General features: G+C 72.6%; 12 protein-coding genes and 1 tRNA gene. 3 read left to right on the top strand and 10 right to left on the bottom strand.

The features are described from left to right. Positions 1-207 precede the first annotated feature (207 nt). Positions 208-281 (top strand) — tRNA-Pro (locus AB0A97_RS12335). Between the two features lie 357 nt (positions 282-638). After that, positions 639-3,653 carry an amino acid adenylation domain-containing protein gene (locus tag AB0A97_RS12330; RefSeq protein ID WP_361148109.1) on the top strand — a complete coding sequence of 1,005 codons (3,015 nt, stop codon included), beginning with the start codon at positions 639-641 and terminating at the stop codon, positions 3,651-3,653. A gap of 91 nt (positions 3,654-3,744) precedes the next feature. Here AB0A97_RS12330 and AB0A97_RS12325 read toward each other — a convergent pair whose 3' ends face one another. Next, complete coding sequence (locus AB0A97_RS12325; RefSeq protein ID WP_361148107.1) at positions 3,745-4,899, bottom strand: epoxide hydrolase family protein; 1,155 nt, start codon at positions 4,897-4,899, stop codon at positions 3,745-3,747. Positions 4,900-5,087: 188 nt separating this feature from the next. On the opposite strand from AB0A97_RS12325, the gene AB0A97_RS12320 reads away from it, so the two are divergent. Continuing rightward, positions 5,088-6,299, top strand: a complete 1,212-nt coding sequence (locus AB0A97_RS12320; RefSeq protein ID WP_361148105.1) for a cytochrome P450 — start codon at positions 5,088-5,090, stop codon at positions 6,297-6,299. Positions 6,300-6,374: 75 nt separating this feature from the next. On the opposite strand, the gene AB0A97_RS12315 is transcribed toward AB0A97_RS12320, so the two are convergent. From AB0A97_RS12315 to AB0A97_RS12275, 9 genes are all read right to left on the bottom strand, one after another. Next, the gene (locus AB0A97_RS12315) at positions 6,375-7,163 is read right to left on the bottom strand and encodes a fumarylacetoacetate hydrolase family protein (protein WP_361148103.1); all 789 of its coding nucleotides are present in this window, start codon (positions 7,161-7,163) and stop codon (positions 6,375-6,377) included. A gap of 84 nt (positions 7,164-7,247) precedes the next feature. Next, positions 7,248-7,478 carry a phosphopantetheine-binding protein gene (locus AB0A97_RS12310; protein ID WP_361148101.1) on the bottom strand — a complete coding sequence of 77 codons (231 nt, stop codon included), beginning with the start codon at positions 7,476-7,478 and terminating at the stop codon, positions 7,248-7,250. A 37-nt stretch (positions 7,479-7,515) separates the two neighbouring features. After that, a complete protein-coding gene (locus AB0A97_RS12305) occupies positions 7,516-8,517 on the bottom strand; it encodes a beta-ketoacyl-ACP synthase III (RefSeq protein ID WP_361148099.1) in 1,002 nt (333 codons plus the stop codon). After that, positions 8,514-9,536 carry a 4-hydroxy-2-oxovalerate aldolase gene (dmpG, locus tag AB0A97_RS12300; RefSeq protein ID WP_361148097.1) on the bottom strand — a complete coding sequence of 341 codons (1,023 nt, stop codon included), beginning with the start codon at positions 9,534-9,536 and terminating at the stop codon, positions 8,514-8,516. Before dmpG ends, AB0A97_RS12305 begins: the two co-directional genes overlap by 4 nt. Further along, positions 9,533-10,432 carry an acetaldehyde dehydrogenase (acetylating) gene (locus AB0A97_RS12295; RefSeq protein WP_361148095.1) on the bottom strand — a complete coding sequence of 300 codons (900 nt, stop codon included), beginning with the start codon at positions 10,430-10,432 and terminating at the stop codon, positions 9,533-9,535. Before AB0A97_RS12295 ends, dmpG begins: the two co-directional genes overlap by 4 nt. After that, entirely contained in the window at positions 10,422-11,729 is a 1,308-nt protein-coding gene (locus AB0A97_RS12290) for an MFS transporter (RefSeq protein WP_361148093.1), read from the bottom strand. Before AB0A97_RS12290 ends, AB0A97_RS12295 begins: the two co-directional genes overlap by 11 nt. A gap of 29 nt (positions 11,730-11,758) precedes the next feature. Continuing rightward, the gene (locus tag AB0A97_RS12285; protein WP_361148091.1) at positions 11,759-12,814 is read right to left on the bottom strand and encodes an amino acid--tRNA ligase-related protein; all 1,056 of its coding nucleotides are present in this window, start codon (positions 12,812-12,814) and stop codon (positions 11,759-11,761) included. Beyond that, positions 12,811-14,214 carry an FAD-binding oxidoreductase gene (locus tag AB0A97_RS12280; protein ID WP_361148089.1) on the bottom strand — a complete coding sequence of 468 codons (1,404 nt, stop codon included), beginning with the start codon at positions 14,212-14,214 and terminating at the stop codon, positions 12,811-12,813. The genes AB0A97_RS12285 and AB0A97_RS12280 overlap by 4 nt, the downstream gene beginning before the upstream one ends. Next, on the bottom strand, positions 14,211-20,027 hold the full coding sequence (locus AB0A97_RS12275) for an amino acid adenylation domain-containing protein (RefSeq protein WP_361148087.1): 5,817 nt from the start codon (positions 20,025-20,027) through the stop codon (positions 14,211-14,213). The genes AB0A97_RS12280 and AB0A97_RS12275 overlap by 4 nt, the downstream gene beginning before the upstream one ends. Between the last annotated feature and the right edge of the window lie 30 nt (positions 20,028-20,057).

The following is a 20,057-nucleotide window of genomic DNA, read 5'->3' as shown; positions in this document are numbered from 1 at the left end:
TACTGGTTGGTGTGTCCCGGGCCTTTCGCCCCCCCCGGGGGCCGGGGGGCGCATGAGTACGCGTACTCATGCGCCCCCGGCACCCTGGCGGCCGGACCGGAGCGGCCGCCGGGCCCGCCGTGCCGAACCTGGCGGCGGACACCCCCTGACATGCGGTATTGTTCTCTTGCGCGGTCGGCCGGGAGAAACACCGGGCCGGACGGGTATCGGGACGTGGCGCAGCTTGGTAGCGCACTTGACTGGGGGTCAAGGGGTCGCAGGTTCAAATCCTGTCGTCCCGACCGGGTGAAACAGCTCCCGGTCTGAGGGAAATCTCAGGCCGGGGGCTGTTTTCCGTGCTCTTCCGCCCCCATGTGCCGGACCGCCGGACCGCGATCGCCGGACAGCCGGGCGGACGGTGCTCCGGCGGGCGGCGGGCCGCCCCGCCGTCCGTCCAAGCTGGACACCCGCCGGTACCTGGCCTTCGGACCGGCCCCCCACTACTTTTGCCTCGGCGCGGGGTCGATACCTACGGAGAGCCGAGCCGCCCTCGCACCGTCGGCGGCACACCGGCCCCTGTCGTCCCCGCCGCCCCGCCCGATCACCCGCTCACCTCCCGGAGTGACCGTGCCAGATGCCCTCAAGATCAGGAACCAGCGGTGCTGACCCGCGACCGGACCCTGCACGGCGCGTTCGGCGCACAGGCCCGGAGCAGGCCGGACGGGGTGGCGCTGATCCAGGGCGAGACGGTCCTGACCTACGCCGAGCTGGCCAGGGCGGCGGACGACTACGCCGCGGAGCTGGCCGGGCTCGGAGTCCGGCCAGGTGATCTGGTACCGGTGCTCCTGCCGCGCACACCGGAACTCGTGGCGACACTGCTGGCCCTGCTCAAACTGGGCGCCGCCTACTCCGTCCTGGACGCGAGGTGGCCGCGGGAGCGCCGCGACGAACTCGTCCGGCAGCTCGGGTCGCCGGTCGTCGTCACCGAGGCACGGCCGGTGGCCGCGGCGATTCGCGGCGGCCGGCGGGTGAGCGACGCCGTGACCGGCGCCGGCACGCCGTCGACGGTCTTCTTCACCTCCGGCACCACCGGCACGCCCAAAGGCGTGGTGTCCACGCACGGCGCCGTCACCAGGCTGTTCACCGCCGGGAGCTTCGCCGATTTCGGGCCGGGCCGCGTCACCTCCGCCGCCGCCGCGCTGCCGTGGGACGCGTTCTCGCTGGAACTCTGGGGGCCGCTGGTCAGCGGAGGCACCTGCGTCCTCGCCGAGGGCGAGTACTTCCTGCCCGACACTCTCGCGGGGATGATCCACGAGCACGGGGTGAACACGACGTGGCTCACCGCCTCGCTGTTCAACCTGTTCCTGGACGAACAGCCTGAGTGCTTCCGCGGACTGTCGGTACTGATCATCGGCGGGGAACGGCTCTCGCCCGCCCATGTGCGCCGCTTCCTCACCGCGCACCCCGGCATCACGCTGCTCAACGGCTACGGGCCGGTGGAGAGCTGCGTCTTCGCGACGACGCACCGGATCACGCCTGCCGACACCCGGCGGACGCACGGGATTCCGCTGGGGCGGGCGGTGCCGTGCACCCGGACCGCCGTGCTGCGCGACGGGGCACCGGCGGCCCCCGGCCAACCGGGCGAGATATGGATCGGCGGCGAGGGCCTGGCCGTCGGCTACCTCGCGCATCCCGAGGAGACCGCGCGGCGCTTCACGACCGTGCGGACGGCGGACGGCCCGGTGCGTATGTACCGTACGGGAGACCTGGGCCTGCTCGACGACGAGGGCGTACTGCACTACCTGGGCCGCGCCGACCGGCAGGTCAAGATCCAGGGGCACCGGATCGAGCCGGCCGAGATCGAGAGTGCCTGCGAGGCACTGCCGGAGGTGGAACGGGCCGTCGTCGTTCCCGTGGAAGGAACCGACCTGGCCTTCACCCGCCTCGCGCTGTTCTACACGGCCGCGCCCGCGGCGCGGCGCTCCGCGGCCCTGGCCGACCGGCTCCGGGACGTGCTGCCGTCCTACTGCGTACCGGAGTTGATCGAAGAAGTACGAGCCTTTCCCCTGACGGCGCAGGGCAAGACCGACCACCGGGCGCTCCTGGCCGGGCTCGGGCCGTCCGGAAGCGGAACCGGAACCGGGACCGGGCCGGACCTCGACGCGCTCTTCGGCGAACTCGTCCGGTCCCCTGACGAATGTCCCGGCGCCTGGCCCCCCGACACCAGCTGGGCCGCGCTCGGTGGCACCTCGCTCGACGCGATGCGGCTGTGCGCCCGGATCCAGCGCCAGCTGAACGTCCGGGTGTCGGTGTCGGACTTCATGAAGGAGCCGAACCTCGACGGGCTGCGGCGTCTGGTCGGGCAGGCCGCGGCGCTGCCGGCGGAAGACCGGGCCGGGGCGACCGACAGCACGGTGGTTCCGCTCGTGGGCATGCCGGCGCACTTCTGCATGCGGTACGAGCTGCTCCCCGAAGACACCTCGACCCTGTGCCGCAGAGCCTGGCGGATCGACGGGCCCGTCGACCTGGAGGCGCTGGAACAGTCCCTGAACGACCTGCACGCACGGCACGAGGCACTGCGCGCCGCCTATCTCCTGGAGGACGGGCCGGTCGCGCGTCTGACCGGCCCGGGCGGCCGTGTCGTGCTCACCGACCTCGGCCCGTGCGGCGACGGCGAGCCGGCACAGGACCGGCTGGAGAAAGCGTTGCTGCGTCCGCTGTCGATCCAGACCGGCGAGGTCTGGCGCTGTGCCGTGGTGCGCGAGGCGAGCGGCAGCACCCTGTTCGGGCTGACGGTGCATCACATCGCGTTCGACGGCTGGTCGGAATCGCTGCTCGTCGCCGAGCTGTCGGCCGCGTACCGCAGCCGCCTCGCCGGAACCCGGGAAACCTTCGACGGCCCCGCCCCGACCCTCGCGGAACTCGCCCTGGAGGAGCTGACGGTCCGCCGGCACGAGGACCGCGGGCGTCAACTGGACTACTGGAAGTCGGCGCTGCTCGGCGCGCAGGACGTGGTGTGGCCCGAGCCGGAGTCGGTGGACGACGACCCGGTGGGCGTGTGCTGCTTCACGCTCGGCACGCCCGCCGTCGAGCGCCTGGCACGGGAGGCGCGCCAGTACGGGAGCACGCTGTTCCTGGCCCTCTTCACGGGGTTCGACGCGGCTCTGCGCGAGGTGCTCGGGCAGGGGGACTTCTGCGTCGGTGTCCCGGTGGCGCGACGCGGCGGCGCGCACGCGATCCGCGCCGTCGGCTGTGTGGTGGACATGTTGTGCCTCCGTATGCCGCCCGCGGACGCGGCCGATTCCCTCAGGAGCCGGATGGCGCGGACCTACCCGGTGATCAAAGAAGCGATGGCGTGCCAGGACGTCGCCTTCGACGAGGTCGTGGCGGCCGTGACGCCTCCGCGGACGACGCGCAACCCGCTGTACCAGACGGTGTTCGCCTACCAGAACAACGTCACCGGGTCCTTGGCGCTCGACGGGTGCGCCGTCCGCGCCCTGCCGCAGCCGCTGGTCGCGCCGTCGGCGGAGCTGGCCTGCGAGGTGTGGCCGCAGCCGGGGGGCGGGCTACGGGTGGAGCTGACCTTCCAGTCCCGGTTGATCCGGCGGGACGCGGTACGGCGCATCGCCGACACGTACCAGGCCCTGCTCACCGAGGACGTCGGACCGCGCTGAGGCGCAGCGGTGGGCCGTACCGTCAGTACGGTACGGCCCACCGCGACGGGTGACCGGCGGTCCCCGCTCCCGCCTCGACGGCTCTTCGCCCCTACCGCAGCGGACGGAAGAACCGGCGGACGTCGTCGATGAGCAGACCGGGCGCTTCCAGTGCGGCGAAATGCCCGCCGGTGTCGAACTCGGTCCAGGACGTGATGTGCGGATGGGTGCGCTCGGCGAACCGCCGGACCGGCGGCGCCTGTTCGCCGGGAAACACCGCGATCCCGAGCGGGACGTTCAACTGCCTGGGCAGGCCGAAGCTCGTGGCCGAGTCCTTGTACAGGCGGGCGGCGGACGCCGCGGTGTTGGTGAGCCAGTAGAGCATGACATTGGTCAGGATGCGGTCACGGCTCACCGCGTCCTCCGGAACTCCGGCCTGATAGGTCCATTCCTTGAACTTCTCCACGATCCAGGCGAGCTGGCCGACCGGAGAGTCCGCGAGGGCGTGCGAGACCGTGTGCGGGCGCTGCGTCTGCACCTGGGCGTAGCCGGACAATTCCGTGTTGAATACTTCGAGGCGGCTGACGCGTTCCATGTCGGCGGGGGAGAGCGCGGCCATCTCCGCCGGATCGCCGGACGGAAAGGTGAGCAGGAAGTTCAGGTGCACGCCCACCACGTTCCCGGGCGCGTGGACACCCAGTTGGCGCGAGATCAGCGAGCCGAAATCGCCGCCCTGCGCACCGTACCGGCGATACCCGAGCCGGTTCATCAGCTCGGCCCAGGCGGCGGCGACCCGCTCGACCCCCCACCCGTTGTCGGGGGTCGGGCCGGACAGACCGAACCCCGGGATCGAGGGAATCACCAGGTCGAAGGCGTCCGCGCGGTCGCCGCCGTGCGCCGCGGGGTCGGTGAGCGGGCCGATGACGTCGAGGAACTCGACGACCGATCCCGGCCAGCCGTGTGTGAGGACGAGCGGCAGCGCGTCCGGTTCCGCGGACCGGACGTGGAGGAAATGCACGGTGGTTCCGTCGATTTCCGTGGTGAACTGCGGGAACGCGTTCAGTTGCGCCTCGGCCCGTCGCCAGTCGTACGAGGTGCGCCAGTACGCGCTGAGATCCCGCAGGTAATCCACCGGCACGCCGTACTCCCAGCCGGAATCCGCCGCCTGCGCGGACCAGCGGGTCCGGTCCAGCCTTTCCGCCAGGTCGTCCAGAACCTCCTGCGGAATGTCCACGCGAAACGGCCGTATGCGGTCGTCGGAGACCATCAATTCTCCTTGTCGGTCCGAGCGCGCCGAATGACAGAAACCGGCACTCCAGCATCCGTACGGTCGAGCATAGACAGCACCCGCCGACAAAACACCCGTCCATTGACGGGCCGCGCCCGCTGACCGGACGATGGCCAGGAGTACGCGACGCGACCCGAACGGTGAGTCACCACGGAAGGGACACGTGGATGTCTTTGGATGCGCAGCACGTCGAGGAAGAACTTCCCGACCTTTCCGATCCGTTGTGGTATTCCGGCGGCCGGGCGGAGGAACTCTGGGCGTCCCTGCGCGAACGCGCACCGCTCTTCAGGACCGAACGGACGACGGGGGACAGCTTCTGGTCCGTGCTGGGCCACCCGCTCGCGAACGCCGTCCTCCGGGACAGCGAGACCTTCGTCTCCTCCCGCGGCATGCGCCTCGACTCACCGCCCGCGCCGACCGCCCAGGCGGCCGGCCGGGTGCTCATCGTCAGCGACCCGCCACGGCACGGGAGCATCCGGCGCATCATCAGCTCCGCCTTCACCCCGCGTACGGTCCGGCGGCTGGAGTCGACGATCCGCCGGACGGCCTCGGACATCGTGGACGCGGCGGTCGCCGAAGGGGACTGCGACGCGGTCCAGATGGCGGCCAGGCTCCCGGTCTCGGTGATCTGCGACATGCTGGGCGTGCCCCGCGAGGACTGGGAACATCTCCTGCACCAGTCCATGACGGCGATGAATTCCGGCGGTGACCGGGAGATCGAGATCGAGGCGAACAGCGAGATCCTGGCGTACTACGAACACCTGGTGCGGCTGCGCCGGAAGGACCCGGGGGACGATGTCGTCAGCGCCCTGATCCACGGCGAGGTGGACGGGGTGCCGTTCACCGACGAGGAGATCATCCTCAACTGCAACGCCCTGCTGTCGGCCGGCAACGAGACCACGCGGCACTCCATGGTCGGCGGTCTGCTCGCCTTCATCAGGTTCCCCGGCGAGTGGGACCGCCTGCGCGCCGACCCCGGCCTGATGCCCACCGCGGTGCAGGAGATCCTCCGGTACGCGAGCCCGGTCCTGCACGTACTGCGTACGGCCGTCAGAGACACCCGGATCGGGGACCGGGCCGTCGCGGACGGCGACAAGGTGGCGGTCTGGCTCCCGGCCGTCAACCGCGACGCCACCGTATTCGACGATCCGGACCGGTTCGACGTCGGGCGGGAGCCGAACCGGCACCTCGCGCTGTCCGCGGGACCGCACTTCTGCCTCGGGTCCTCGCTCGCCGTCATGGAGATCACCGTGCTGTTCGAGGAACTCCTCAAGCGCGTGGACCGCCCCGAACTCACCGGTGAGCCACGCCGGGTGCGCTCCAATTTCATCCAGGGGTACGAGACGGCACCGGTGACGCTGCGGCGTCGTACGGAATAGGTCCTGTCGTGGGGGGGGGGGGGGGGCCCCCCCCCCGGGGGGGGGCCCCCCCCCGGCCCGACCCCAGGACCCGGCTCACGCCTGGAACGTCACCGAGCCGAGGTGGTCGAACTCGGCGGTGAACGTGTCGCCGTGCTCCACGGTGACCGCGGCGTGCAGCGCACCGGTCATGATCAGGTGTCCGGGCTCCAGGGCGACGCCGTGCGCGCCGAGCGTGTTGGCCAGCCAGGCCACGACCTCGACCGGATCGCCGAAGGCGGCCGCCCCGGCGCCGGTGGCGACCAGCTCGCCGTTGCGGCTGAACACCATGCCGATCAGGCGGGGGTCGACGCCGCGGAGCGGGACCGCCCGGCCGCCGAGCACCACAGCGCCGTTGGAGGCCAGGTCGGCGACGGTGTCGGCCAGCCTGATCCGCCAGTCCTCGATACGGGAGTCGACCACCTCCAGCCCGGCCATGACGTCCGCGACGGCGGCACGGGCCGCCTCCACCGTCACGCCGGGGCCGGCCAGACGGCTGCCGAGCCGGAAGACGATCTCGGCCTCGACCTTCGGCGCGATGAAATCCTCGCGGGGCACCCGGCCGCCGTCGCGGTACAGCGTCGAAGCGAACACCGGGCCGTAGTCCGGGGTGTCGACGCCGAACTGACGCCGCATCGGCTCGGAGGTCAGCCCCGCCTTGTACCCGACGATCCGCTCGCCGTCGTCGGCCAGCATCGCGACCAGCTCCCGCTGGATCGCATAGCCGTCCGCCAGACCCAGCGACGGGTCGTCGTCGGTCAGCGGGGCGATGGGCGTGCGGGTGGCCCTCGCTTTGTAGAGGGCCTGCGCCCGCTCTCGGTGGTCGCGGGATCCGCGTCCGGACATCGGTGACCTGCTTTCGTTCGGGGACCGGTCGGGGACAGAGCCTGGGCCGCGCCTCCGGCCCGGCCGGGTTCGTGACACGGGCTCTTACGGACGCGGGCCGCGCTCCTCCATCAGCCGCGCGATGTCGGCGACGGTCTCGACCTCCAGCATCTCGTCGTCGCTGATCTCGATGGCGAACTTCTTGCTGAGGATCATGGACAGTTCGACCAGGGCGAGCGAGTCCAGACCGGCTCCCTCGCGGTCGACGTCCGGCCGTACGTCCGCCTCCGTCAGCTGAAGGTCCTCCACCAGGATCGACTTGAGCAGCTCGTACACGCCGTCTCCTTGTCTGTGCCGCTGTCTGTGCAGCCGTCTATGCCGCCGTCTTCAGTTCTGGCCAGACCACCGTGGTCGCGCCCCAGGTCAGGCCACCGCCGAAGGCGGTGATCAGCACCCGGTCGCCGGGCGTCAGCGTGCCCTCCGCCGTGGCCTGCCCCAGCAGGACCGGGATCGACGCGGCCGCGGTGTTGCCCACGTCCTGGATGTTCTGCGCCTGCCGCTCCGCCGGGATCTCCAGCTCGGACGCGACCGCGGCCGACAACCGGGCGTTGGCCTGGTGGGCGACCAGCCGGTCCACGTCGTCCGTCCGCCAGCCGGCCGACCGGGCCGCGGCCCGCGCCGCCTCGGCCATGCGCTCCACGGCCTGCCGGAACACCGCGCGGCCCTGCATCCGGAAGTAGCCGTCCGTGACGCAGATCAGGTCCTGTTGTTCGCCGTCGCTGCCCAGCACGACCCGGCCGACCGCGCCCGGCTCGGCGGCGGTGCCGCGCCGGAGGACGACCGCGCCCGCACCGTCGCCGAAGATCGGCACCGTGGTCCGGTCGGCGGGGTCGAGCAGGGTGGTGAACCGCTCGGCGGCGACCACCAGGACGCGGTCGGCGTGGCCGGCGGCGATCAGGCCGGTGGCCGAGGCCAGCGCGTAGAGGAAGCCCGTGCACACCGCCGCCACGTCGAAGGCGGCCACCCCGCTGAGGCCGAGCCGGGCGGCGACTTCGGGAGCGGTCGCCGGGCAGGTGCGGTCCGGCGTGGTGGTGGCCAGCACCACCGCCTGTACCTCCTGGTCGCCGGCGGACTTCAGCGCCCGGGCGCCGGCCTCCGTGGCCAGGTCCGCCGTGGACAGGCCGGGTCCGGCGACGCGCCGGGACCGGATGCCCGTACGGCGGGTGATCCACTCCTCGGTGGTGTCGAGGCGGGCGCACAGCTCCGCGTTGCTCACGGCGAGCGGCGGCAGCCAGTATCCGATGCCGCAGATCACCGCGGCGTCCGGTGGCCGTCCGGCCGACGGTGTCCGTCCGGCTGCCGTCCCGGCCGTCATCCGCGCGCTCCCCGCAGTTCCAGGGCGACGTCGACGATGAGGTCCTCCTGCCCGGCCACCGCCTGCCGCCGGCCGAGTTCGAAGAAGATGTCGCGGGGGTCCACCCCTTCCCGGCCGGCGATGTCCAGTACGCGCGTCTTGAAGCCGGAGAAGACGCCCGCGAGCCCGCTGACCAGGCTGACCGAGTCGATGGTGGGAGGCGCCGGCATGAGTTCCCGTTCGGCGAGGTCGGCCGCGTCCAGCAGCTTGTAGAGGTCGATGCCCGTCGCGAAGCCGGTCCGTTCCAGCACCGGCACCACGACTTCGAGCTGGGTGTTGCCGGCGCCCGCGCCGAACCCCCGGGCGCAGGCGTCGATGACGGTGGCGCCGGCCTGCGCCGCGGCCACCGAGTTGGCGACGGCCATGCCGAGGTTGTTGTGGCCGTGGAAGATGACCGGTACGCGGACGGCGTCGACGATCGTCGAGATCCGCTCCGTGACGTCCGGGGGCAGATAGTGGCCCGAGGAGTCGAAGATCCCGACCGCCGTCGCCCCGAAGCCCTCCAGCCGGCGGCACTCCTTGGCCAGCCGCGCGGCGTCGGCCATGTGACTCATCAGCAGGAGGCACTGGGCGTCGGCGCCCGCGTCCCGCAGGAAACCGAGGTGACGTTCCGTCAGGTCGCTCTCGGTGCAGTGGGTGCCCAGCCGCACCACGTCCGCGCCGTGGTCCAGGGCCCGGCGCAGATCGTCGGCCGTCCCCCAGCCGGGCAGCATGAAGACGCCCATCTTGCTGTTGGGCAGCGCCTCGCGGACCGCCGAGAGCATCTCGTCGTCGCTCAGCGCGGCCCGGCCGACCTGGAGGGAGGAGGCGCCGAGGCCGTTGCCGTGGCCCACCTCCACCACGGGGACACCGGCGGCGTCGGCGGCCGCCGCGTACCGGCTCAACTGCTCGCGGCTCAGGGCGTGCCGTACGGCGTGGTGGCCGTCGCGCAGCGTCGGGTCGTGGATCACGACCCGACGTCGTCCGTCGGGCTGGCTCATGACACCCCCAGGGTGGTGGCCGGCGCACTGTCCCGTGCGCACCGCTCGGCGATCAGTACGGCGGCCGAGTTGATGATGTCCAGGTTCCCGACGTGGCGCGGGATGCGGTCGCCGGTGGCGGCGACCTCGACGGCGACGAACACCCGGTCGTCGGCCGCCGTGCACGCCTTGACCGCGAATCCGGGAGCGAAGGCGCTGACCTGCGCGGCCGCCTCCGTCACGACGTGGCGAACCGCGTCGGCGTCGAACCCGGTGCCGAGGACGGACAGCGCCACCCGGAACGTCGTCGGCGGGGACGCGGGGCTCAGGTTGACCATGACCTTGACGTCCGGGACGCCGGTGAACGTGCGGACGGCGTCCTGCGTGGTGTCGATGTACTCGTCGAGGTTCAGCCGGGTCGCCCGGCCCACGCTCGAACTGGCCGCCGTGGTGACCACCTCGATGTAGCTGGTGGGGAACTGCCGGGTCAGGGCGTGCAGGATCGGTACCGCCGCCTGCCCGGTGCAACTGATCAGGTTGATGTTGCGGTGCGCCGTCGCGTCCGCCCCGTTCACCGTCGGCGCGACCATGTGCCCGACCATGCTCGGGGTCAGGTCGACGAGCCGGGTGCCCAGCGGTTCGAGGCACTTCCAGTGCTCGACGTGGGAGACCGCGTTACTGGCGTCGAAGACGATGTCGAACGGGCGGTCGGCCGCGACCAGCGACCGGATGCCGTCCCCGGCGGTGGCACAGCCCAGGTCGGCCGCCCGGCGCAGCCCGAGGCCGCCGTCCTGCCGCCCGACCACCAGCCGGCAGTCGAGCACGGGGGAACGCCGGATCTTCATCAGGAGATCGATGCCGATGAGTCCGGCACCGAGAATGGCGACACGCAGGGGTTCGTTCCGGTCAGGTGGCACTCTTTTCTCCCTTCAGTTGCTGGTGGACCTGTTCCGACGCGTGGCTCAGCGGAAGGTCGCGCACGCGGCGCATCGGACTCAGGGCGAGGATCAGCCAGCAGGGCGCGATGACGCCCGCCATGATCCACAGGGTCGGCCGGTGGCCGACCGCGTCGCCCAGCACGCCGCCGAGCAGGGAACCGAGCGGAATGGTGCTGTGGTTGAGCATCATGGCCGTCGCCACGACCCGGCCGAGCAGGCGCGGCGGGCAGTAGGTCTGCCGGAAGCTGCCGACCACGACGTTGGCCACGGCGATGCCGACGCCGAGGGCGAAGGCGCCGACCGCGAACAGCAGCAGCCCGGGCCCGTCGGAGGCCAACGGCACGAGCAGCGCGAACGGCGCGGTGACCACCTGGAGCAGCAGCAGTCCGCGTCCGGTGCCGATCCGCCGGGTGACCCGGGTGGTCACCAGCGCCCCGACGAGGCCGCCGACGCTGCTGCTGGTGAGCAGCAGCCCGACCATGGCCGAGTTCAGGCCGAGGGTACGGACCAGGAACACGACCTGGACCGCCTGGGAGCCCATCAGCGCCATGTTGAGCACGGCGCCCCAGGTGACCATCGAGCGCAGGTACGGGTCGCGGCCGAGGAAGCGGAGCCCTTCGGCGATCTGCCGCCGCAGCGGGACGCGTTCCTCGTCGCGGGCGGGGGCCGGCTCGACCACGTCGATCCGCTTCAGGCAGCACGCGGAGACCAGGAACGTCACCGCGTCGGCCACCAGCCCGCTGACCGCGCCGACCGCCTGGGCGAGCAGCCCTGCCGCGCCCGGCCCGGCGACCTGGGTGGCGGCCTCGCTGCCCTGCAGCTTGGCATTGCCCTCCAGGAGGTCGCGGCCGTCCAGCACGATCCGGATGTAGGAGTGGTAGGCGGTGTTGAAACACACCGCCGCGGTGCCGCAGACCAGCGCGACGAGGAGCAACTGCCGGAGGGTGAGGACATCGGCCCACGCCGCCAGCGGAATGCTCACCAGCGCGACGGCGGACACCAGGTCGCACGCGATCATCAGTGGCCGTTTGCGCATCCGGTCCACCCACGCGCCCACCGGCAGCCCCACCAGCAGCCAGGGCAGCCACACCGCCGCGGAGATCAGGCCGACGGCGGTGGAGTCGGCGTCCAGCACCACGACCGCGATCAGCGGCAGGGCCACCACGGTGATGCTGTTGCCCAGTCCGCTCACGGTCTCGCCCAGCCAGAGCCGGCGGAAATCGGGGCGGGCGAACACTCCCCAGCGGGTACGGGGCCGGCCCGGAATGTCATGCATCGCGTCCACCCGTGGCATCCAGCCGTCGCTTACGGCCGGTTCACGGCAGCGGGGAATTCCCGTGGCTCGTTGAGCCGTGACAGGACCGGGATGTCCCGGATGTCGTCGTGGTGCAGCACCCACATGAGGAAGCGCTCGACCCCCATGCCGAATCCGGACGTGCGCATCGGGAACTCCTCCCGCATGCGCACGTACCACGCGTAGTCCTGTTCGTTGACGTCGTGTGCCGCCATGGACTTGCGCAGGGTCTGCGCGTCCGCGTGCCGTTCGCCGGAGCCGATGATCTCGCCGAGGCCGAAGTACAGGTCCGCGTTCCGCGCGGTCGCGCCGCTGTCGTCCGCGAACGCCTGGTAGAACGGCACGCTCAGCGCGTCGAAGTGCCGTACCCACAGGAATTCGCTCACCCGCCGCATCAGCAGCCGCTCTCCCTTGCGGGTCAGCACCCGCCAACTGCCCTCGTCCCGTACGCAGCCGTCCACGTCGGCCACCACGCGCACCGCCTCGTCGAACGTGAGCTGCTCGAACCCCGCGGCGCACGCCATCCGTTCCAGGTGGGATACATCGCCCCGGGTGGCCGCCAGCCGGTCGCCGAGCCGGTCGAGGATGGCGGCGGACAGCGCGCTGACGTACCCGCTCGTGTAGCTGATCAGGTCGTCGAGGTCTCCTGGGATCTCCGCCTCGCTGTGCGTGTACTCGTTCAGATGGGTCGCGTCGGGAGTCTCGCCGCGGAACGACGGGGTGACGGCGAACGTGCCGCCCGGCGCCAGGCGGCAGCCGTACTCCAGGGCGAACTGCAGTGAGTCCGGAAGGTAGGTCTGCACACCCAGCACGGTCACCGGTACCGGTTCGGAATCGCTGCCCAGGGCGGTGGGGCAGGTCACCGACCGGGTGGTCAGCGGCAGCGGGAAACTGCGCAGGCCGCGGGAGCGGGCGTAGTCGCCGGTGGCCGTGAGGACGACGTCGTACAGCTCGGCGACGAGCGAGTACCAGGGGGAGCGCAACGCCGTCACGAAGGCGTCCGGCTCGTTGCTGTCGAACACGGACGGCGGCCGCACGGAGTTCTGGGTCATGGTGCTCCGGGTCATTCGTGCATCCCTTCGAACGCCTGGGTCGGTGGCCGCACGGCTGCCATGGACTGGGCACCGCGCAGGATGTGTCCGGGGTCGTAGGTCTCCTTCACGGCGGCCAGCCGCCGCGCTCGTTCGGTTCCATGGACGTCCTCCGGCGCCCCTTCCGTGTCCTGGGCGTAGTTCAGGTAGACACCGGGCAGGCGGAACGCCTCCAGGCGCCGGGCGCACCCCCGGGCCCAGGCGGCGTTCTCCTCGTCGTCCGCGGGATCGGTCCACTGGGCCGAGGCGGTGACGATGTACGGCGCGTCGCGGTGCGGGAAGGCGCTGTCGTGCCCGGGGTCTTCGGCGATGGCGCCCCGCAGGAACTCGAAGTCGATGCTGGACAGGTGCGAAGGCATCTCACCGGCGCCGGCCAGCAGTGACTGGACGGCTTGCGCCGACAGGTCGGGCAGGTAGCAGGACTTGGTGTAGTAGCGGTGGCCCGGCGGTTCGCTGTGGTCGCCGAGCGCCTGGAGCTCCAGGTAGGGGAGTACGCGGCCGGCGGACGTCTGCGGCGGCGCGGCGTCCAGCAGCGGCGCGAGCCGCCGCGGCCCGTCCTGCGGGTCGCCGAAGTAGGCGGCGCTCAGCCGGAGTACGACATCGCCGCCCCCGCCGCCGGCCGCCCGTGCGGGCACCCGCTTGAGCGCGCCCACCGTGTGCAGGGTGGAGGGCTGCTGCTCGGCGAAGTCGCGGTACGCAGCGAGGGCCTGCGCCGCCGTGTCCAGCGAGTACTGCGCCACGTGGTGATGGACCGGGCCCACCGGCCGCAGCCGGAGGGTGAAGCGGGTGACGACACCGACGCTGCCGCCACCGCCGCCGCGCAGCGCCCACAGGAGGTCCGGGTGCCCGGCGTCGTCGGCCTCCACGATCGAGCCGTCGGCGAGCACCACTTCCGCCGCCAGGATGTGGTCACAGGTCAGCCCCCAGGTACGGGCGAGCCAGCCGTAGCCGCCGCCGAGGGCGAGTCCGCCCAGCCCGGTGTGCGACACCACGCCCGCCGGGCAGGCCAGGCCGTAGCGGGTGGTGGCGGCGTCCACGTCACGCAGCAGACAGCCGCCGTCGGCGTACGCCACCCCGGCCCGCGCGTCGACGAGCACGCCGCGCATCGGCGAGAGGTCGATCAGCACCGCGCCGTCCGCGACCGCCGCGCCGGCCACGTTGTGGCCACCGCCCCGTACCGTCACGGGGTGCCCCTCGGCCGCGGCGAAGCGCAGGGCCTCGCTCACGTCCGCCGCCGTCCGGCACCGTACGACGCACACCGGGCGGCGGTCGTGCATGGCGTTCCACACCGCCCGGGACTCGTCGTAGCCGGGCTCCCCGGGAAACAGGAAGGCCGCCCGCGGCGCCCGCGCGTCACCGTTGCGCAGTGCGCTCATCGCGTCAGAGCTCCTTTGTCGGCGCCGAGGGCGGCCGCGACCGCGTCGACGATCAGCTTCCGTGGCATGTCGGTCAGGACCTCCTCGTGACGGCACGGCAGCGGTGTCTCCACCAGGCCTTCCACGTAAGGCCGCCAGGCCGCCGGTTCCGGCCAGCCCGGCCCCCGGCCGTGGGTCGCGGTGAAGAACAGGGCCGTCCCGCGGAACGTGTCCGGCCGCCACGCGGCGGTCAGCCGGCTGGCGTTCACGCCCACGTCCACGAGCCGCTGCAACGTGGCTTCGTCCAGCGCCAGTCGGTCGAGTGCCGTCCGGCGCAGACCGGCCAGCGCGTGCCGCAGCCGGTCGGCCGATCCGATCTCCTCGGGCACCGTCGCGCCCAGCGTGGCCAGCAGGGCGAACTCGTCCCACTGGCTCTGGCCGGCGAAGGCCGGGTAGTGCCACGTCTCACCGGGGTACGCGTCGATCAGCGCCAGCAGCTCGACCTCGGCGCCCTCCTCCTGCAGCCGGGTGGCCAGCATGTGCGCGATGTTGCCGCCCAGCGACCAGCCGAGCAGCCGGTAGGGGCCGGACGGGCACGCCCGCCGGATCTCGGCGGTCATCAGCTCCACCATGTCCGCGACGGACCCCGGGACCGGCGCGCCGTCCCGCAGGCCCGGCGCCTGAATCCCGAGCACCGGTGTGTCGACGGCCAGTTGCCGGGCCAGCTCCCGGTAGCTCCAGGCCAGTCCGGAGGCCGGGTGCACGCAGAACAGCGGCGGGCGGTCCGATCCGGTCCGCAGCGGCAGGACGATGTCGAAGTCCTGCCGTGCGCTGCCGTCCGGCTCGGCCGCGAGGATCGCTGCGGGCGTGGCGTTCCGGAACAGCGTGCGCACCGACACGGACAGGCCCAGTTCCTCCCGTATGCCGACGATCAGCCGCATGGCCAGCATGGAATGCCCGCCGAGTGCGAAGAAGTCCTCGTCCACGCCGACCCGGGGCCGGCCGAGCAGCCTGGCGAACAGCGCGCACAGGGCCTCCTCCCGGGGGTTCCGCGGCGTGGCGAGAGCCCGGTCCGGGGCCGGCTGCGGTGCGGGCAGCGCCGCCCGGTCCAGCTTGCCGTTGCCGGTGCGCGGCAGCGCGTCGAGCGCGACGAAGGCCGACGGCACCATGTACGCGGGCACCAGGTCGACGAGCCGTCGGCGCAGCCGCCCGGCCGTGACGTCGCCGCCGGGCTCCGCCGGTGTGACGTAGGCGACCAGTTCGTCCGCCCCGGACACCACGACGGCGGCCTGCCCGACGCCGGGGTCGCTCTCCAGCGCGGCCTGGATCTCGCCCGGTTCGACCCGGTGACCGCGGATCTTCACCTGGTGGTCGGCGCGGGAGACGAACTCCAGGTCACCGTCGCGGTTCCACCGGACCAGGTCACCGGTGCGGTACATCCGGGTACCGGCCGGGCCGAACGGGTCGGCGGTGAAGCGTTCGGCGGTCAGCGACGGCCGCCGGACGTAGCCCCGGGCGACGCCCGCACCCGCCACGTACAGCTCACCGACGACGCCGGGCGGCACCAGCCGGAGCCGGTCGTCGAGCACGTAACACCGGGTGTTGGGCAGCGGCGGGCCGATCGGCGGCCGGCCGGACGCGGCGGTCGCCTCGCGGCGCAGCACCGCGATGGAGACGTCGTCGGTGCACTCGGCGGGGCCGTACACGTTCGCCAGCGGGATGTCGGGGAACCGTTCGTGCCAGCGCCGGACCAGCCCGGTCGGCAGCTCCTCGCCGTGCACCAGCATCCACCGCAGGCCCCCGGCCTTGGCGGCAGCGGCGGGGTCGGCGGCACAGGCGTTCAGGACGGCGTCCAGCACGCCGGGGACGATCTGGAGCACCGTCACGCCGTGCTCCGCGACGGCGTCCAGCAGGGCGAACGGGTCACGGGCCGTGTCGTCGTCCATGGCGTGCACCCGCCCGCCGACGGTCAGCGCGGTCAGGGCTTGCCAGACCGCGACGTCGAACGTCAGGGGCGCGTTGAAGGCGATCGTGTCGCGCTCGTCGAGTCCGTACGTGTCGACGACCACGGCGAGGTGGTGGGACAGCCCCCGGCGGGTGACCAGGACGCCCTTGGGCGTGCCGGTCGATCCGGAGGTGAACACGCAGTAGGCGAGCGCGTCGCGGGCCACGGCGGCGACGGGCGCCTCGGGTTCCGCCGGTCCGGTGGCCTCGGGGGTGAGCACCGTCAGCGGGTGGTCGGGGCAGGCGGCCGCGACGGCGGCGGCCCGGTCCCGGAGCCCGTCGGCCGCCAGCAGGACGTGTACGTCCGCCTCCCGCAGCAACTGTGCCGCGCGGGCCACCGGCACCCCCGGGTCGATCGCCAGGTATCCGCCGCCGCTGTCGAGCACCCCGAGCGCGGCGGCCACGAACCAGGGGCCGCGTTCGGACAGCACCGCGGTCACGGTGTCGGCCCCGGCTCCGGCGGCGTCCAGTTCCCGGCGTACGGCGTCGGCGGCCCGCACCAGTCCGGCGTAGGTCAGCTCCTGGCCGGCGGCGGACACGGCGACCGCGTCCGGACGCCGGGCCGCCGTCCCGCGTATCCGGACCGGCGTGTCGAGCGCGGGCTCCGCCTGCTGCGCGCCGTTCCAGTCGGTGAGCAGCAGCCGGTGTTCCCACGGGGCGAGCAGGTCGATCTCACCGATCCGCCGGTCCGGGTCCGCGGCCACGGCCGTGAGCAGCCGGACGATACGGTCGCCGACGGCCACCACCGTGTCGCGGTCGAACAGGTCGGTCGCGTACTCCAGGAAGATTCCCAGCCCGGCCGGGGCGCCCTGCTCGTCCAGGCGCTGGGCGAAGTCCACCGACAGGTCGAACTTCGCCGTCTCGGTGGGCATCGCGGACAGCGTGGCCTCGGCGCCGAACAACCGCTCGCGCTGGTTCATGAAGCCGTGGTCCAGGGCCACCAGGACCTGGAACAGCGGGTGCCTGCCGAGCGACCGCTGCGGATTGCACCGTTCCACGACGAGGTCGAACGGCACGTCCTGGTGGGCGAAGGCGCCCAGGTCGACGTCCCTGGTCCGGCGCAGCAGTTCGGCGAACGTCGGGTCGCCCGAGGTGTCGGCGCGTACCACCAGGGTGTTGACGAAGAAGCCGACCAGGTCGTCCAGTTCGGCGTCGGCCCGGCCGGTGACCACCGTGCCCATGGGGATGTCGTGGCCGCTGCCCAGACGGCTGAGCAGAGCGGCCACCCCGGCCTGGAGCACCATGAACAGGGTGCAGTTGTGCTGCCGGGCGAGTTCCGCCAACGCCCGGTGCAGCGCCGGGTCCGTGGCGGTCTCGATGGTCTCGCCGCGGTGGCTGGCCGCGGCCGGTCGCGGCCGGTCGTAGGGCAGGTCCAGCTGCCCGGGCATCCCGTCCAGTGTGGTGGCCCAGTAGTCGAGCTGCCGGGCCAGCACGCTGGACTCGTCCTGCTCGTCGCCGAGCGACGCGCGCTGCCACACGGCGTAGTCCGCGTACTGCACGGCCAGGGGATCGGTGTCCGGACGTACCCCGGCCGCACGCGCGCGGTAACAGTGGTCCAGGTCCGTCAGCAGCGGCCGCAACGACACACCGTCGCACGCGATGTGGTGCACCAGGACGAGCAGGACGTACTCGGGCTCCGGCCCCGGCGGGTCGGTGATCTCGAACAGCCGGCAGCGCAGCGGCAGGTCCGTCGTGACGTCGAAGACGTGCCGGACGGCCCGCCGCAGTTCCGCGTCCACCGCGCCGCGTGTGACCTCGACGACGGGCAGCTCCAGGGACACCTGGTCGACGGGCACGATCCGCTGGCAGGGGGCGCCGTCCACCGTCGGGAACAGGGTGCGCAGCGCCTCGTGGCGGGCGACCAGGTCGTGCGCGGCCGAGCGGAGCGCGGGCACGTCCACCGCGCCGCGCAGGCGGACCACCACCGGGACGTTGTAGGTGGCGCTGGGCCCTTCCATCTGGTCGATGAACCAGAGCCGTTGCTGGGCGAAGGACAGCGGTACCGGCTCGGTACGCGGCTCCTGCCGGGCCAGCGGTACGGGGTCGCGGTCCCGCGCCGCGCCCTGGCCGACCACGCGTGCCACACCGGCGGGCGTGGGCTCCTGGAAGAGCTGGGCGAGGGCGAAGTGCACGCCCAGAGTGGAGCGGATCCGGGCCACCAGCCGCATGGCGATCATCGAGTGGCCGCCCAGCTCGAAGAAGCTGTCCCGGGGGCCGACCCGCTCCCTGCCGAGCGCGTCGGCGAACAGCCCGCAAAGGATCTCCTCCACCGCGCCGCGCGGGGCGTCGGCCGTCCGCCGTGCCGCGGACGACGGCCCGGGGACGCGTTCGGGCTCCGGCAGCGCTTCCCGGTCGAGCTTCCCGTTGGCGGTCAGCGGAAGTGTGGCGAGCGGTACGAAAGCCGCGGGCACCATGTAGCCGGGCAGTCTGGCGGCCACCCGCTCGCGCAGCCCCGCCAGGTCGACACCCGCCGACGGGTCGGCAGGCACCACGTAGGCGACCAGGCTCCGGTCCCCGTCGGCGTCCTGGCGGACCACGACCCCGGCCAGCCGGACCGCCGCGTCGGACTGGACGACGGTCTGCACCTCGCCCGGCTCGATCCGGAAACCGCGGATCTTGACCTGGTCGTCGGCCCGGCCGGCGAACTCCAGATCGCCGCTGCCGGTGCGGCGCACCAGGTCCCCGGTGCGGTACATCCGTTCGCCCGCCCCGGCGAACGGGTCGGCGACGAACCGCTGGGCGGTGAACCCGGGCCGGTTGACGTACCCTCTGGACAGCCCGGCGCCGCCCACGTACAGCTCGCCCAACTGCCCCGGCCCGACCGGCCGCAGCCGCTCGTCGAGCACATAGGTCCGTACGCCGTCGAGCGCGCCGCCGATCGGCACGTTGTCCGGGATCCCGCCCTCGGCCGGCACCATGAATCCGGTCGAGAAGGTGGTGGCCTCCGTCGGCCCGTAGCCGTTGACGACCCGGGTGCCGGGGTGGCCGGCGCGCAACGAGCGGATCGACCTGGCCGACACGGCCTCGCCGCCGGTCCAGACCTCGCGCAGCACACCGAGTGCCTCCGGTGCCTCCTCCACCATGAGGTTGAACAGGGACGTGGTCATCGCGGCCGCCGTCGGCCGGTGCTCGGTGAGGGTCCGCGCCATCGTCGCGACGTCGAGGTCACCGGGCGGGGCGATCACACAGCAGCCCCCGTTGAGCAGCGGCACCCACATCTCGTAGGTGGAGGCGTCGAACGCGTAGGACGAGTGCACCAGAACCCGGCGGTGGGCCGCGCCGGCGAACGCGCTGTCGCTCGCCAGCGCGACGACATCGCCGTGGGTCACGCCGACACCCTTCGGAACGCCGGTCGACCCGGAGGTGAACATGACGTAGGCGAGCTGGTCGGGGTGGACGGCCGGGCGCGGCAGTGGGGAGTCGGGGGCGGGCGTCCCGCCCGGCTCGACCACGAGGGTGGTGGCCTGGTGCGCGAACCGTGTGCTCGACGCGGGATCGACCAGCAGCACCTCGGCCCGTGACTCGGCCATCACCACGCGGTGCCGCTCCGCCGGGTTGCGCCGTTCCAGCGGTACGTACGCGCCGCCGGCCTTCAGCACGGCGAGCAGCGAAACGATCAGTTCGACCGAGCGGTTGACCAGCACGGCCACCGGTGTCTCGGGGCCCACGCCGGAGGCGATCAGCCGGTGGGCCAGCGCGTCGGACCGCCGGTCGGCCTCCTGGTAGGTCACTTCCTCCGGCCCGCAGACCAGCGCCGGCGCGTCGGGGCGCCGCCGCACCTGATCCGCGAACCGGTCCAGCACGGTCTCGGCCGCTGGGGCGTCTGTCACCGGGAGCGACTCCTTGTCGTCTGGGAGATC

Source organism: Streptomyces sp. NPDC045470 (genome assembly GCF_040646595.1).
In the GTDB taxonomy this organism is placed as follows: domain Bacteria; phylum Actinomycetota; class Actinomycetes; order Streptomycetales; family Streptomycetaceae; genus Streptomyces.
Note: the sequence above shows the minus strand (reverse complement) of the source record. Positions and strands in the feature narration are given on the sequence as shown.

Bases quoted from the DNA above. Each gene is read 5' to 3' on its own strand.
- AB0A97_RS12280 (WP_361148089.1), bottom strand. From the start codon at position 14,214: ATGAGCGCACTGCGCAACGGTGACGCGCGGGCGCCGCGGGCGGCCTTC.
- AB0A97_RS12315 (WP_361148103.1), bottom strand. From the start codon at position 7,163: ATGTCCGGACGCGGATCCCGCGACCACCGAGAGCGGGCGCAGGCCCTC.
- AB0A97_RS12305 (WP_361148099.1), bottom strand. From the start codon at position 8,517: ATGACGGCCGGGACGGCAGCCGGACGGACACCGTCGGCCGGACGGCCA.
- AB0A97_RS12325 (WP_361148107.1), bottom strand. From the start codon at position 4,899: ATGGTCTCCGACGACCGCATACGGCCGTTTCGCGTGGACATTCCGCAG.
- AB0A97_RS12320 (WP_361148105.1), top strand. From the start codon at position 5,088: ATGTCTTTGGATGCGCAGCACGTCGAGGAAGAACTTCCCGACCTTTCC.
- AB0A97_RS12285 (WP_361148091.1), bottom strand. From the start codon at position 12,814: ATGACCCGGAGCACCATGACCCAGAACTCCGTGCGGCCGCCGTCCGTG.
- dmpG (WP_361148097.1), bottom strand. From the start codon at position 9,536: ATGAGCCAGCCCGACGGACGACGTCGGGTCGTGATCCACGACCCGACG.
- AB0A97_RS12290 (WP_361148093.1), bottom strand. From the start codon at position 11,729: ATGCATGACATTCCGGGCCGGCCCCGTACCCGCTGGGGAGTGTTCGCC.